Raw genomic sequence first — 13770 nt, forward strand, 5'->3', positions numbered from 1 at the left:
CCTCGGCGGTTGGTGCAGGGCCGGCCGCCCGCTCGCCGTGAAGCACCAGCCGGGCCGTCGGCCCGAGGACCAGAGCGATGACGACGGCACCGGTCAGCGTCATGTCCGCGGCACCGAAGCGGCGAAGACCGCGTACCGGAACTCACACCACGTCTCCTTGCCGTTGCTCGCCCACGCGTCTGAGATCGCATCGACAAGCCGGATCCCGCGACCCGATTCACCGTCGAGTCCGGCTTCCTTGAGTACAGCTGGGACCGGATTGTGATCGGTGACCGAGACGCGCACCATGTCGACGGCCGCCGTGATCCGGAGCACGACTTCTCCCTCACCGTGAACCACGGCGTTGGTGACCAGCTCCGAGACGGCCAGTACGACGACCCTCGCCACCGGCTCCGAAACACGGCACCGCCGTAGGAATGCCCCGGCTGTCTGCCGCATCTCCCCAACTCTCGCGAGATCAGGGAGAAAGGCCGACTGACAGCCATGGGATGCCGCCGGTATGCCTTGCCTCGCCGATGCGGTGTGCCGGTCTTCGTGAACCGACCTCGCGCTGGACACGCCTGCCACGTCGGCAAAGCTACGGATGCCCCCGCCGGGCGGGGTCTCCTCTTGGAGCCTGGTCATGGGGGCTATCGCACCGCGTGGGGACACCGTCGACCAGGGGAATCCAGAGGGGGGAAAATCTGTCAAGGGGGAAAGTTGGAGGGGAATTAAGGCCATGATTGGATTCCGCCCACCAACAGAGGTCACACTCATGGCAGATCCGTTCGCCGACCTGCTCCTGCGGCTTCGGCAGGATGCGGGCCGGACGCAGGAGGAGCAGGCAGAGGCAATCAACGCTGTCTCCGGCCGGGACACCATGACCCGCCGTGAGATCAGCCGCTATGAGAACTTCGAGAACATCCCTACCAATCACACAATCGGCCACATCGCGGCGGCCTGCGGTGTCCCCTTCGAGGAACTACAGCGGGAGGCCAAGGCTGCCCGCGCTCGGAAGAGGAAGGGGCATGCCCATGCGGGGGAGGACCAGGACGCCGTGAAGCGTCGCACGCTGCTGGGTGGCGCCGCTGCCGGCGTGAGCGCGGCTGCCGAGCCCTGGGGGCGCCTCGCCATCGCCCTCAGCAGGGGGGCCAAGATCGATTCGTCCTCCGTCGGCGTGCTCATCGACCGTGCTGCTGAACTGCATGTCCAGGAACTCAACCTCAGCGCCCGGCGGCTACAAAGCACGGTCGAGTCGCATCTTGACGCGATCACTGCGGCTCTGCCACGTGCCGGCGAGCACGAGCGGGCTCTCACTATCGCCGCCGGAGAAACCGCCGCCCTTGCCGGTTGGGTGGCCTGGGATCTGGGTGAGCACGAAAAAGCCGACGCCTACTACAAGGTCACGTCCCAGTGCGCGACGACCGCCGGGCACCCTCCGCTCCGAGCCCTGGCCCTGACCTACAGCAGCTACGGCGCCTCGACGCCGAAGGCGAAGTTGGAGTTCCTTTCTCAAGCGGCCAGCGATGTGCGAGGCCACGGCAACGCTACTGCTGCCGCCTGGGTTCTCGGGAGGCACGCGGAGGAGGCCGCGGCGGTCGGCGACGAGATGGGGGCGCTCCGGGCGTTGGAGCGAGCGCGTTTCGCCTACGACTTCGCGGATCACACCAGCGAGCAGGCGTGGGTCCGCTTCGTGACCCCGTACCGCATGGACTCGCTGGCCCTCTCTGTATACGGGCAGCTGGGGCGTCCCGAACTCATCGCTACAGCAGACACCGCAGTCGACCGCCTCGGAGACGAGCTCCCGGACGGAGGCGTCGTGGTCCTCGGCGATCTCGCTTCGGCCCTGCTGCGCGGAGGTGACGTCGACCAAGGCGTCTACGTGTCGCGCCAGTTCACGGCGGCGGCACAAGCCAAGCCCAACACGATGGGCAAGGAGCGTGCAGCGACCATCGCAGCGTCGCTTCCGGACAGCGAGCAGGAACTCAGCCGCCATCTGCGGCAGTTCGCATCCTGAGTCCCTATGCGGACTCGGACAAGCCCAGGACGCGAACGCAGTCGTACGGCCGGTCCGTCTTTCCGCAGACCTATGCCGTCTCCTCGACAATCCAGGACAGGTACGCCTCCGACCCGCCGGTCACCGGCAGCGTGATCCACTGGGGGACATCGTACGGGTGCTTTTCGTGCAGCCACGCCTCCAGTGCCGGGAGACGGTCCGTCGTAGTCATGTACGAGATCCGCCACTCCTGCGCCGTCTCGACCTCCCCCTTCCACCAGTAGAAGGCGGTGATTGGCGCATCGATGTGAACGCCCGCTGCCAGCTTGCTTTCGACCGCGCCACGGGCCAGCGCCTTCGCCTGATCCTCGTTGTCGCTGGTCGTCTGCGCGATCACAATCTCGTTGGCCATGCCATTACCTCTCCAACTCGGGTACCGCGACTCTACCGAGCGGTCAAAGGCACACGTCACGCTGCTGAAACAGCTCCATCCCAGCCCGTGCTGGACTTTCCGCTAAACAGACCCGACCCGATCATGTGGGTCGCCGAGCCATCAAGGCGGCGACGCCCCTGTCCGAGGACGATTGGGGGCAGTTACGGCATCCCAAGCGGAACCATGCGATTGGTGGGAGCACAAGCCCGCGGGCACACCCGAGTGAACCGTTCCGGGTTCGGTGAAGAGCTGGGATGTCACGTGCTGACGGGTTCGTTGGCGTGCGTGTGTTGGTGATGGTAGGTGGTTTCGTATTCGGCTGGTGATACGTGGCCGAGAGCTCCGTGGAGTCGGCGGTGGTTGTACCAATCGACCCACTCGGCGGTAGCGAACTCGATGTCCGTGAAGTCTTCCACGGTCCGCGGCGGTTGATGAGCTCGGCCTTGAACAGGCCGATGGTGGCCTCGGCGAGGGCGTTGTCGTATGCATCGACGACACTGCCGATCGAAGGGGCGATGCCGGCCTGGGCCAGGCGCTCGGTGAAGGCGATCGAGGTGTACTGCCCGCGTCCGAGTGATGCACCAGCCCGGTGACCTGGTCGTTCGGCCGGTAGCCGCGTTGCCACAGGGCTTGTTCGACCACGTCCAGGACCAGGCTCGTGTGCCTGCTCGTCGATGCCTTCCAGCCCAGGATCCGCCGGGAGAACGCATCGAGGCAGAACGCGACGTAGACGGTGCCGACCCAGCAGGGCACGTAGGTGAAGTCCGCCACCCACAGTCGGTCCTGGCCGGCCGCACGGAAGTCGCGATTGACCCGGTCGCCCGCGCGCCGGCCGTCCTTGCCGGCCAAGGTGGTGCGGACCTTGCGGCCCCGCACCGCTCCGGCCAGGCCCTCGGCCCGCATCAGGCGCTCGACCGTGCAGCGGGCCACCGGTATACCCTCGCGCCGCAGCTGGTGCCAGACCTTGCGCGCCCCGTAGACACCGTAGTTGGCCTGGTGGACCCGCCGGATCGCGGCGGTCAGCTCAGCATCGCGCAATGACCGGTCCGCAGGCGGACGGCGCTTGGCCGCGTAGTACGTCGAGGCGGCGATGGCCAGGGTGCGGCAGATCAGCTCGACGCCGAACCGGTCACGGTGAGCGTCGATGAAACGGATCAGCGCGGCGGTCGAGGGTCGAGCTCCGCTGCGAAAAAAGCAGCCGCGGCCTGGAGGATCTCGTTCGCCGGCCGCAGCTCGGCGTCCTCCTTTTCCAGCTGGCGGATCGGCGCGGACTCGTCACGGGCGGCAGCAGCCTGCGGGGCAGCGTGGGCATCGTGCTTCTTCACCCAGTGCCGCATGGCTTCGGAATGAATGCCGAGGTTCCTGGGGCGGGGCCCCGGTCGCGTCGAGGCTGTACGCCGTGCCGTCTTCGACACGCTGCCCCCTGACCCAGTGAGTCAACGCACGGACATCGGCGACATGATCGGCGCGGCTCTGCGCCGAGCGGACGCCAGGGAAGATGACCCTGAAGTGCTGCCCCGGTGCCGCCGGCGGTGCAACACACGAGATCTTCGGGAGACCGGGGCTGGGGTCCGGGGGGGTGCCCCTATCCCTTTGGTCAAGGGAAACGAGGGTGCGTTGGGCCGGAGAGCCGGGCAGCATGGCGGGGTGGCTCATCTGCTGTGGGATGACGTGAGTTCCTTCTTCGACCCGGACTTGGTGGGGTCGTTGCCGGACGTCCGTGTCCCGAATACCCCGGTGGAGGACTGGCAGGCGGTCCTCGACCTTGTCGCGGTGAAGGGCTGGAAGTGCCAGTACTCCGAGGGAGAGACGGTGCTTCCGGTGCCCCGGGCGGAGGCTGTGCTGTCTCGTCCGGCGGATGCCGAGTGTCCGGACCTGCGGGTCTGGCCGGCTGCCGGTGTGTTGGCGATCTTCCGTTTTCATGCCGACGATGAAGTCGACTTCGACGTCGACCTGCGGGAGTTGCAGGGGCAGGACCGACTTGATGTGTTCTGTGCCTTCCTTCGGGAGATCGGGCGGCGGTTGGGCAAGCCGGTGCTGATGGATCCGGAAGGCGACTATGGCCGTCCGGTGCTCGGCTTCGATGTCGAGGCTGATCGAGTCGTTCTCCTCGCAGACCCGCAGGTCAGGTGACGGGGGCCGACGACTGCGGTTCGTAGAAGGTTCCGTCACGGAGCATGGCGAACAGGACGTCGGCCCGGCGTCGGGCGAGGCAGAGCAGGGCCTGGGTGTGGTGTTTGCCCTGGGCGATCTTCTTGTCGTAGTAGGCCCGGGACGCGGGATCGCTCAGAGCGGCGAACGCGGAGAGGAAGAAGGCCCGTTTGAGCTGCTTGTTTCCTCTCCTGGATGGTTGTTCGCCGCGGATCGATGAGCCCGAGCTCCGGGTCGCCGGGGCGAGTCCGGCGTAGGCGGCGAGGTGGCCGGCGGTGGGGAAGGTGCTGCCGTCGCCGACCTCGATCAGGATGCGGGCTCCGGTCCTGATGCCGACTCCTGGCATCGACGTCAGGACTTTGGAAAGAGGGTGGTCCTCCAGGAGTTCCTCGATCCGCCCGGCTAAGAGTTTCCGCTGGTCAAGCACGACCGTCAGCGAGCCGGCCAGGCTCGGGACGATCAACGCGGCCACCTCGGTGCCCGGGACCGTCACGGTCTGCTCGTCCAACGCGGCGAATATCTCCTCGACCAGTTGCTCGGCCATCCTCGGCGCCTTCGGTCGCAGCAGGGTGATCAGCCGCCGTCGGCCGGCCTTGCGTATCTGGGCCGGGGACCCGAACCGTTCCAGCAGCGTGAGGACGGCAGGGTGCTGCAACCGTGGTCCCAGGACCCGTTCCAGCGATGGATGGATCTGGGTCAGCAGGCCGTGCAGCCGGTTCGCGACCCGGGTCGCCTCGCTGGCCAGGTCGTCGTCGAACCCGACGATCATCTCCAGCTCGGCGATCGTCTCGTCCTCGCCATCGATCGCGCGCAGTGTGTGCGGCATCGCGCGGGCGGCGTCGGCGATGATGAACGCGTCCTTCGCGTCCGTCTTCGCCTCACCCGGGTAGAGGTCGGCGGTCCGCCGCATCGTCAGGCCCGGCAGGTAGGCGACCGGGCAGCCGCTGTCCCGGGCGACTGCCAGCGGCAGGGCCCCGATGGAGGCCGGCTGGTCGACCACGACCAGCACCGTTCCGTGCTTGGCCTGGAGCTTCGCGAACAGCTCGCGGAGCTTGGGGTCGGTGTTGGGCAGCCGCTTGTCGAACGCCTTCTTCCCGGCCGGGGTGACGGCGGTGGCGTGGTGTTCGCCCTTGCCGACGTCCAGGCCGAGGAAGACGTCGATGTCGCCGGTGTCGATCACGTGCAGGCCCCTCCATCACGCTTTCGTCCGGCCTTGCCAGGGCACCGAGCTGCCACATGCACGTTACGGAGAGCTCTTCCGGCTCGGGTGAAGCCGGTGCTCAAGCCCCTCATCAGCGGCCCGTCGATGCCTCCGGGCCCGGTGACACCACCCCCCGGATCATGAACAACAAGGGGGGGAAGTCATGCCGGACCCGAAGGCCGGAGGCCCCGTTGCGGAGCCACGAAGACGGTAACGGGGGGGGGCGGCCACCGGACCGGCGTCCCGGTGGCCGGTCATGTCGCTCACGCGCCGATCATGTTGAAGCCGCCGTCGGCGTTGAGGTACACGCCGGTCATGTGGGAGGCGTCGTCGGTGGCGAGGAAGAGGGCGGTGCCGGCGAGTTCGGCCGGGCCCGGGATACGGCTCATCGGCGTCTTGGCGATCATGTCCTCCCGTCGTCCGGACTTCCAGTCCGCGCGGTTCAGGAGGGTGTCGGTCTCGATGAACCCGGGCGCAAACGTGTTGACCCGTACGAAGGGTGCGAACGCCTGGGCGTAGGACTTGGTGATGCCGAGGATGCCGTACTTCGCGGCGGCATACTGCGGGGCCCGCGCGCTGCCGCGTACGATCACGGTGGAGCCGATGTTGACGATCGCGCCGTGCCCCTGCTCCAGCATCCGGGACCCGAACTCGTGCACGCACAGCATGGTTCCCTTGACGTCCACGGCGAGCACATGGTCGATGGACTCCTCGGTGAGGTCTCGCCAGGACATCTGGTCGCCCGCCACGTCGCCGACGTTGTTCACCAGCACGTCCAAGCCGCCGTAATGGCCGAACACTTCCTCGGCCATGCGGATGACGTCCTGGTGGACGGCGATGTCGGCCTGCACGGTGAACGCCTGGCCGCCGATGTCCTTGATGCGGGTGACGGTCTGCTCGGCGCCGGCGGCGGAGCTGCGGTAGTGGACGGCGACCTGGGCGCCTTCCCGCGCGGCACGGACGGCGATCTCGGCGCCGTAACCGGTGCCGGCGCCGGTGACCAGCACGGTGCGGCCCTCGAAGCGACGGGGGATGGGCATGGGTGGCGGCGTGTGCTCGGACATGGGGGTCCTTGTCTGCGACGGTCGGGTGCGGGGTGTACTGGGGCGCTCAGAGGGCGTGCGGAGGCCGCGCCGGACCGGTGAAGCGCTGGCGGATCTCGCCGATGCCCTCGATACCGCTGACGAGTTCGTCGTCCATGGTGAGGTACCGGGGTGGGTTCATGCGGTTGCCGACCCCGGCCGGGGTGCCGGTGAAGATCAGGTCGCCCGGGAACAGCGGCAGTACGGCGGAGAGGCGCGCGATCAGGTCCGGCACCGGGAAGACCATGGACTTGGTGCGGTCGTGCTGGACGGCCGCACCGTTGAGCAGTCCGGTGATCTCTAGGTCGTCCGGGTCCTCGAACTCGTCCGGAGTGACGAGGACGGGTCCGGTCGGGCCGAAGCCGGGGAAGGACTTGCCCAGGCTGAACTGAGCTGGCTTTCCCTGGAGTTGGGTGACGCGTTCGGAGAGGTCCTGGCCCACCGTCAGGCCGGCCACGGCGTCCCAGGCGCGGTTTTCGCTCACCTTGTACGTCTCGCGTCCGATCACGGCGACGAGTTCGACCTCCCAGTCCACCCTGCCGTCGGGGAGGGCGACGGTGGTGTGTGGGCCGGTGATGCAGGACGGGAACTTGGTGAAGACGAGCGGCTCGTCGGGCGGGGTGAAGCCGGCTTCCGCCGCGTGCGGCGGGTAGTTGAGGGCCACGGCGAAGATCTGGCGGGGGCGCGGCACCGGCGCGTCGAGTGCGGTGGGGTCGACGGGGGTGTCGTACGCCTCGTCGGGCAGTCCGGCCGCCCAGTCCCGCACGCGGGGCCAGTCCTCCAGCAGGGCCATCGGGTCGTCCGGCAGTCGTCCTTGCGAAGCCCAGCGGACGCCCGCGGCCCCGTCGCCGCGGACCACCACCGCGCGGCCGTCGAGGACTGCCAGCCTCACCAGTCCACCTTCTTTGGTACGGGGGTGCCGTGGCCCTCTTCCCAGCTGACGATGGGGGTGCGCAGCACGCCGAGGCGCTCGACCTCGGCCTCGACGACGTCGCCCGGCTTGAGGTACATGTCGGGGTCGCCGCTGAAGCCGGCGACGCCCTGGACGGTGCCGGTGGTGATCAGGTCGCCGGCGCTGTAGCCCTGCGGGGAGTGGTACGCGACCAGGTGCGGGATGGAGACGGACATGCGGTTGGTGTTGGACTTCTGCCGGACCACGCCGTTGACGCGCAGTTCCATGTCGAGGTTCTGGGGGTCGGGGATCTCGTCGGCGGTGACGATGTAGGGGCCGACGGGGCAGAAGGTGTCGATGGCCTTGCAGAAGGAGAAGACGCCGGACTCCATCTCGCGGCGCTGGATGTCGCGGGCGGTGACGTCGTTGAAGACGACGTAACCGGCGATGTGGTCGGGCGCGTCGTCCACGCCGAAGAACTTGCCTGGCTTGCCGATGACGACGGCGATCTCCAGCTCGTAGTCCAGCTCGCTGGTCAGGTGCTCGGGGTAGATGACCGGCTCGTCGGGGCCGACGATCGCGTCGACGTTCTGGAAGAAGACGATGCCCTTGTGCATGGGGTGCGACCAGTCGACGTTCTTCGACTCGTCCTCGTGCTCCCGGAAGTTCCCGGAGGTGTGGAAGAACTTCTTCGGCACGATCGGCGCGCGCAGCCGTACGTCGTCCAGCGACAGCCGATCACCAGTCTCGCGGACCTGGCCGTCACGCTCGAAGTACTCCCGGGTGCTCCTCACCTCCAGCGGCAGCACCAGCCGCTCTTCCAGTTCCAGCCTGCCGACACGTCCGTCGTCGAAGGTGATCAGCTTCACGGGGCCTGCCTACTTTCGATGGATGAAAGTGGAATTCGCTGGGTGAATACGGCATGAGTATTGATGGGTCGGCTACGGCCTGTCAAGGCCCCTCACCTGCGAAAACTCGAAGCTGAAGGGCCAGGGTGGCGTAGTAGCCGACGAGCGTCGTCAGTTCGAACAGGCCCCGTTCTCCCACCGCGGTCACGGCGTCGGCGTACTCCTCGTCGCTCAGCGTCCCGTGGTGCAGCATCGCGAAGGTTGCCCGCAGGGCGGCCCGCTCGCCGGGGTCGCCGAACTCTGGGACCGTGCCGGTACGCAGTGCGGCCATCTCCGGCTCGGTCAGTCCGGCGGCCCGGCCCACGGCCTCGTGGGCCTCGCGTTCGAAGGTGCTGTTCCAGTGTGCGGCCACGGCGAGGATCGCGAGTTCCCGTGCCCGGTCGCCCAGGACGGATCCGTATCGCACTGCCGCGCCGAGGGCCTGCACCGCAAGGCCCACCGGCGGACTGAGCAGCATGGCGTTGAACGGGCCGCGCAGCCGTCCTTCCGGATCGGTCAGTGCGAACGCCTGCGACCCGGCCGCGCGCGGGCCGCCGGTGATGGCCCGGTAGACCTCCGCCTGTTCCTCGTCCAGTTCTCCGGGCAGCAGCCCGGTCAGTCGCTCTGCCATGAGTTCCTCGAGTCCTCCTCGTCACGCAAGAGCTCTCTTGCGTGATATCGACTTCCGTACAATGAAAGTTCCTTGTCAGGTGCGCCCATACAGAAAGCGAGCCCCGAGTGCCGCCGCGTGACGAACCGACCTCCCCGTCCTCCGAGGGCTCCGCGTCGAAGCGGAGCTACCACGTCGAGGCGCTGGCCAAGGGGTTGCGGCTGCTCGGGCTGTTCTCCGAACAGCGACCGTCGATGAAGCTCACCGACATGGCTGCCGAGACCGGGGTTCCGCTGCCGACCGCCTTCCGGATGGCCGCCACCCTGGTGACCGAGGGCTTTCTGGAACAGCTGCCGGACGGCGCCTACCGGCCCGCTCCGAAGGTCCTCACGCTCGGTTTCTCGGCCTTGCGCGGTATGGATCTGGTGGAACTGGCCGACGGGCAACTGCGTCGGCTCGCCGCGGCGACCGGTCAGACGGTGAACCTCGGCACTCTGTCCGACGACCGCGTGCTGTACCTGATCCGGCTGCGCAACAACGATCTGGTGACCGCCAACATCCAGGTCGGCTCCCGCCTTCCCGCGGTCGGCACCTCCATCGGCAAGGTGCTGCTGGCCGGTCTGGACGACACGGAGCTTGAACAGCGCCTGACGGAAGCGTCCTTCGCCGGGACCACCGGCCCCAACGCGATGCGGTCGCTCGCCGAGCTGCGACCCGCCCTGGCCGAGATCCGCAAGGAGGGCTGGGCGGTGCAGGACGAGGAGCTCGCCTACGGACTGCGCTCGGTGGCCGCCCCCGTCTTCGACGCGTCGGGTTCGGTGGTCGCCGCAGTCAACGTGGCCGTTCCGGCCATGGAGTTCCCCGTCACCCGCCTGCTCGACGAACTGCGCCCGCCGCTGCTGGGCGCCTGCCGGGAGATCACGCGGCTGCTCGGTGGCAGCTGACGGCCTTGGCGGCCTTCCGGTCCGGCGCGGTCATACGAGGGTGCGGCCGCCATCCACGTACAGGACCTGTCCGGTGACGAACGACGCCCGCTGCGAGGCGAGGAACAGCACCGCTCCCACCACGTCCTCCGGCGTGCCCAGGCGCCCGGCCGGCACCAGCCCGACCATCTCCTCGCGCATCCCCGGCCTGGCCAGGTACTCGCTGGTCAGCTCGGTCTCCGTGTAGCCGGGGGCGACCGCGTTGACGGTCACGCCGTCGGCCGCCCACTCCCGGGCCATCACCTTCATCAGCTGGTCAAGGCCACCCTTGCTCGCCGCATATGGAGCGTGGTGCTTGTGCGCGAGGCGGGAGGAGACCGACGAGAAGAACACCATGCTGCCCCGGCCGGCGTCGCGCATCAGGCGCCCCGCCGCCCTCCCGGCCCAGAAGGCGGTCGACAGGTTCAGTGTGACGATCCGCTCCCACGCCTCGTCCGGGGTGTCCAGCACCGGACGGCGGTCGTTCGTGCCCACGGCGTGCACCAGCACGTCCAGCCCGCCCAGTTCGGCGGCCGCCACCCCGATGACCTCCTCGCACGCCTCCGAGGTCGTCACGTCGGCCGGAAGCACGCGCACGTCGGTGTCCGCGAGGGCGGGATCGTCCCGCAGCGACTTGAGTCTCGCCTCGTCCACGTCCACCACGGCCAGGCGCGCCCCGGCGTCCGCCAGGCCCCGGGCGCAGGCGGCACCCAGCCCTCCAGCCCCCATGACGAGCGCTCGGCGGCCTTCCAGCTCCAACCATCCCATGACGACCCCTCTGCTTTCGTTCAATAAAAGCTGCTTTCAAAAATTGCTGGGACGATAACTCCGACAAGGTGGCGGTGTCCATCACCTCCGGCCTCTTGACCACCGCCTGGCGCCGGTGCTTTGGTTCCTTCCGGATGGAACAAGCCACTTTTATTCAGTGAAAGTGGCTGGATCTCGCGCAGGGCCGCATCCCCCCTGCAAGCTCGACGAGGAGCTGCCGCCATGGCCGTGACAGATGCGCAGAGCACCCAACAAGCCCTGCAAGCCGACCAGTTGATCAGCCGGATGGACCGCGTCCCGGTCTCCCGCTTCCACGCCCGCGTCGTAGGAACCCTCGGGGCGGGAACCTTCTTCGACGCCTTCGACATCGTCTCCATCGCCACCGTCCTCAGCGCCGTATCCGCCACCTACGGCCTCAGCTCCAGCCAGGCCGGCCTGCTGGTCAGCGCCGGTTTCCTCGGGCAGGCGGCGGGGGCGATCGGATTCGGCCTGGTCAGCGAGCGACTGGGGCGCCGACGCGTCTTCCTGGCCGCCCTGGTCGTGATGGGCGTGTTCGCTCTGATCTCGGCCGTGTCCTGGAGCAGCACCAGCCTGGGCGCCCTCCGGATGATCCAGGGCTTCGGCCTCGGCGCCGAAGTACCCGTGGCGTCGGCCCTGCTGGGCGAGTTCGTCTCCGCCCGGCAACGGGGCAGGGTCACCGTTCTCTACAAGCTGGCCTCGCCGCTCGGCAACCTGGCCACCTCGCTGACCGCGGCCGCGCTGCTCGCGTCCACCAGCCCCGAGACCGCGTGGCGCCTGCTGTTCGCCATCGGCGGCGCCCCGCTGCTGGTCGCCCTGGCCGCTTGGCGCCTGCTGCCAGAGTCGCCGCGCGTCCTGATCCGCCGGGGGCAGCTCGCCGAGGCGGAGCGGATCGTCACCGCCATGGAGACCGCAGCCGGTACGGCCACCTCCGCGCCGGTCCCCGACACCCCGGCCGGGAGCGCGCCGGGCGCCGACCTGGCCGCGACGCGCCACACGGAGCTGCTGTCGCCGCAGTACCGCAGACGGACGGTCACGGCCTGGGTGCTGTGGTTCACCGTGTTCTTCGCCCTGCTCGGAGGCACCGCCTGGATGCCCAGCCTCTACGTCAAGAGGGTCGGTGTCTCCCCGGCGACCGCCAGCCTCCTGAGCGGTGCGGTCACCCTCGCCTCCATCGCGCTGATCATCGTCGTCGGAGCCACCGTCGACCGAGTGGGCCGACGCCGCTGGTTTCTCACCGGTTACACGATCTCGCTCGTCGGGGCCCTGCTCGCGGTCGCCCTCGGTGTCACCGGCCTTCTCCACACCTGGCCCGCGCTGCTGGTCAGCGGCGGCCTGATGCTGCTCGGCGTGAGCGCCATCGACCCGCTGGTGTACGCCTACACCGCCGAGATCTACCCGACCCGCATGCGCTCCTGGGGCACCCTGAGCGCCAGTTCGTGGCGCGGATTCGCCGCAGTCCTCGCCCCCAGTGTCATCGGCGCCCTCGTAGACAACGGCATTGCCTTCGTCTTCGGCCTCTTCGCGGCCGTCCTGGTCGTCGGCTTGGCCGTCACCGCCCGCTTCGGCATGGAGACCAAGCAGGCGCCACTGGAGGAACTCGGCCAGTAGCCCCCACAGCACCCGGGCAACCGCCGCCTCCCGTGAGGCGGCGGTTGCCCGGGTGCAGGTCGGGCATGTGGCGCACGGTCCTCGGGCCAGGTGTCAGCCGGACAGGGAGGCGGCGTCGATGCCGGTGGCGCTGTCAGGGGCCAGCCGGGCGAGCGCGAGTCGCAGGAACGCCTGTGCTGCGGGCGAGGTCGGAGCGGGGTCCCGGTGTGCGAGCGCCAGGGGCAGAAGAGCCTGCGGGTCGTCGAGCCGCAGCACGCAGTCGGCGTACTCGGCCGGAACGATCGCCGCAGCCACCGGGCGGGGCACCACGCTCACCCCGATCCCCTCCAAGGCCAGCGAGGCGAGATCGCCCGCGTTGCGCAACGCGCACGCACTGCGGCGCCGCGCCCGCACGCGGCCGAACGCCGCGTCCACCTGCGTGCGCAGACCCGTCTCGGGTGTGCAGTCCAGGAATCGGTCGTCGGCCAGCGCTCCGAGGCTCGTGACGCCGGAGCCGCGCAGGCGATGCCGGCGGCCGACGACGGCTACGAGCGGGTGCAGGCGGATCAGGTGGTGAGCGATCCCGGCCGGCAGCTGCTCCTCGTGGAGCGCGAGGACGGCCACCTCCAGCTCACCGGTCAGCAGCTGTGCGGTCGCCGTCGCGCTGGCGGCATCGGACACGATGACCTCGACTGCGGGATGTGACTCCTGGAACTCCCGCAGCAGGCCCAGGATGTCGATGTCCCCGGCCGTGAGCGTCATTGCTCCCAGCAGTAGCTGTCCCTGCACGTCTCCGTCGATGGAGGCGATCGCCGCACTCATCTCCTGCACGGTTCTCAGCACGCTTCGGGCGCCCGCGACGAACGTCTGACCGGCGGGAGTCAGCCGGACGCTGCGGCTCGTACGGTCGAACAGCCGGGTCCCGACCTCTCGTTCCAGCTCGGCGATCTGATGGCTCAGGCCGGACTGCCCGATGTGGCAGCGTGTGGCAGCCCGCGTGAAGTTGAGCTCGTCGGCGATCGCCACCGCGTACTCCATCTGCCGAAGATCCATCGGACTCTCCGATCGTTTCCTGCGCATTCCGCTGTTGGACGCCCCAGGAGCTCCGGCACCATCATCGCTGTTACGGGCAGATGAACGCCAGATCTCGGGCCGCGCGCACGGGTGTCATTTCTCACCGCCGCCCTCTGCCGGAAGGCAT

15 protein-coding genes, 1 pseudogene and 1 other annotated feature are annotated in these 13770 nt (G+C 68.7%); of the genes and pseudogenes, 4 read left to right on the forward strand and 12 right to left on the reverse strand.

The window, feature by feature from the left end:
* Positions 1-99 precede the first annotated feature (99 nt).
* Positions 100-624 carry an ATP-binding protein gene (locus ACZ4UV_RS46025; protein ID WP_467847280.1) on the reverse strand — a complete coding sequence of 175 codons (525 nt, stop codon included), beginning with the start codon at positions 622-624 and terminating at the stop codon, positions 100-102.
* A gap of 130 nt (positions 625-754) precedes the next feature.
* Between ACZ4UV_RS46025 and ACZ4UV_RS46030 the strand changes: the two genes are divergently transcribed.
* Complete coding sequence (locus tag ACZ4UV_RS46030; RefSeq protein WP_467847282.1) at positions 755-1996, forward strand: helix-turn-helix transcriptional regulator; 1242 nt, start codon at positions 755-757, stop codon at positions 1994-1996.
* Between the two features lie 70 nt (positions 1997-2066).
* Here the strand turns inward: ACZ4UV_RS46030 and cutA are convergent, their stop codons facing one another.
* From cutA to ACZ4UV_RS46050, 4 genes and pseudogenes are all read right to left on the reverse strand, one after another.
* Positions 2067-2387 (reverse strand): divalent-cation tolerance protein CutA, encoded by a 321-nt coding sequence (gene cutA, locus ACZ4UV_RS46035; RefSeq protein WP_467847286.1) that lies wholly within the window; start codon positions 2385-2387, stop codon positions 2067-2069.
* A gap of 278 nt (positions 2388-2665) precedes the next feature.
* Positions 2666-2824 (reverse strand): integrase core domain-containing protein, encoded by a 159-nt coding sequence (locus ACZ4UV_RS46040; protein WP_467847290.1) that lies wholly within the window; start codon positions 2822-2824, stop codon positions 2666-2668.
* Positions 2825-2975: 151 nt separating this feature from the next.
* Positions 2976-3566, reverse strand: a pseudogene (locus ACZ4UV_RS46045) (IS3 family transposase); the annotation flags it as partial.
* Positions 3494-3605: a sequence feature (AL1L pseudoknot), on the reverse strand. Its footprint overlaps the pseudogene before it by 73 nt.
* Entirely contained in the window at positions 3563-3823 is a 261-nt protein-coding gene (locus ACZ4UV_RS46050; RefSeq protein WP_467847293.1) for a hypothetical protein, read from the reverse strand. Its footprint overlaps the feature before it by 43 nt. The gene ACZ4UV_RS46050 and the pseudogene ACZ4UV_RS46045, both read right to left, overlap by 4 nt.
* 232 nt (positions 3824-4055) lie before the next feature.
* Here ACZ4UV_RS46050 and ACZ4UV_RS46055 point away from each other — a divergent pair, with 232 nt between their 5' ends.
* Positions 4056-4541 carry a hypothetical protein gene (locus tag ACZ4UV_RS46055; protein ID WP_467847296.1) on the forward strand — a complete coding sequence of 162 codons (486 nt, stop codon included), beginning with the start codon at positions 4056-4058 and terminating at the stop codon, positions 4539-4541.
* Here ACZ4UV_RS46055 and ACZ4UV_RS46060 read toward each other — a convergent pair.
* From ACZ4UV_RS46060 to ACZ4UV_RS46080, 5 genes are all read right to left on the reverse strand, one after another.
* Complete coding sequence (locus ACZ4UV_RS46060) at positions 4534-5739, reverse strand: IS110 family RNA-guided transposase (protein ID WP_467847300.1); 1206 nt, start codon at positions 5737-5739, stop codon at positions 4534-4536. The genes ACZ4UV_RS46055 and ACZ4UV_RS46060 overlap by 8 nt on opposite strands.
* Before the next feature lie 284 nt (positions 5740-6023).
* Positions 6024-6800, reverse strand: a complete 777-nt coding sequence (locus ACZ4UV_RS46065; RefSeq protein ID WP_351717729.1) for an SDR family NAD(P)-dependent oxidoreductase — start codon at positions 6798-6800, stop codon at positions 6024-6026.
* A gap of 70 nt (positions 6801-6870) precedes the next feature.
* Entirely contained in the window at positions 6871-7734 is an 864-nt protein-coding gene (locus tag ACZ4UV_RS46070; protein ID WP_351717727.1) for a fumarylacetoacetate hydrolase family protein, read from the reverse strand.
* Positions 7731-8603, reverse strand: coding sequence for a fumarylacetoacetate hydrolase family protein (locus ACZ4UV_RS46075; protein ID WP_467847307.1), 873 nt, complete (start codon positions 8601-8603; stop codon positions 7731-7733). The genes ACZ4UV_RS46070 and ACZ4UV_RS46075 overlap by 4 nt, the downstream gene beginning before the upstream one ends.
* An 82-nt stretch (positions 8604-8685) precedes the next feature.
* Positions 8686-9252: a carboxymuconolactone decarboxylase family protein gene (locus ACZ4UV_RS46080; RefSeq protein ID WP_351717723.1), complete on the reverse strand. Its 567-nt coding sequence runs from the start codon at positions 9250-9252 to the stop codon at positions 8686-8688.
* Positions 9253-9359: 107 nt separating this feature from the next.
* On the opposite strand from ACZ4UV_RS46080, the gene ACZ4UV_RS46085 reads away from it, so the two are divergent.
* Positions 9360-10175, forward strand: coding sequence for an IclR family transcriptional regulator (locus ACZ4UV_RS46085; RefSeq protein WP_467847312.1), 816 nt, complete (start codon positions 9360-9362; stop codon positions 10173-10175).
* 30 nt (positions 10176-10205) lie between these two features.
* Here the strand turns inward: ACZ4UV_RS46085 and ACZ4UV_RS46090 are convergent, their stop codons facing one another.
* Positions 10206-10961 carry an SDR family NAD(P)-dependent oxidoreductase gene (locus ACZ4UV_RS46090; protein ID WP_351717719.1) on the reverse strand — a complete coding sequence of 252 codons (756 nt, stop codon included), beginning with the start codon at positions 10959-10961 and terminating at the stop codon, positions 10206-10208.
* Between the two features lie 222 nt (positions 10962-11183).
* Between ACZ4UV_RS46090 and ACZ4UV_RS46095 the strand changes: the two genes are divergently transcribed.
* Entirely contained in the window at positions 11184-12590 is a 1407-nt protein-coding gene (locus ACZ4UV_RS46095; RefSeq protein WP_467847320.1) for an MFS transporter, read from the forward strand.
* Between the two features lie 93 nt (positions 12591-12683).
* Here ACZ4UV_RS46095 and ACZ4UV_RS46100 read toward each other — a convergent pair whose 3' ends face one another.
* Positions 12684-13622 (reverse strand): LysR family transcriptional regulator, encoded by a 939-nt coding sequence (locus ACZ4UV_RS46100; protein WP_467847324.1) that lies wholly within the window; start codon positions 13620-13622, stop codon positions 12684-12686.
* Between the last annotated feature and the right edge of the window lie 148 nt (positions 13623-13770).

The organism is Streptomyces sp. NPDC028289 (genome assembly GCF_055565975.1).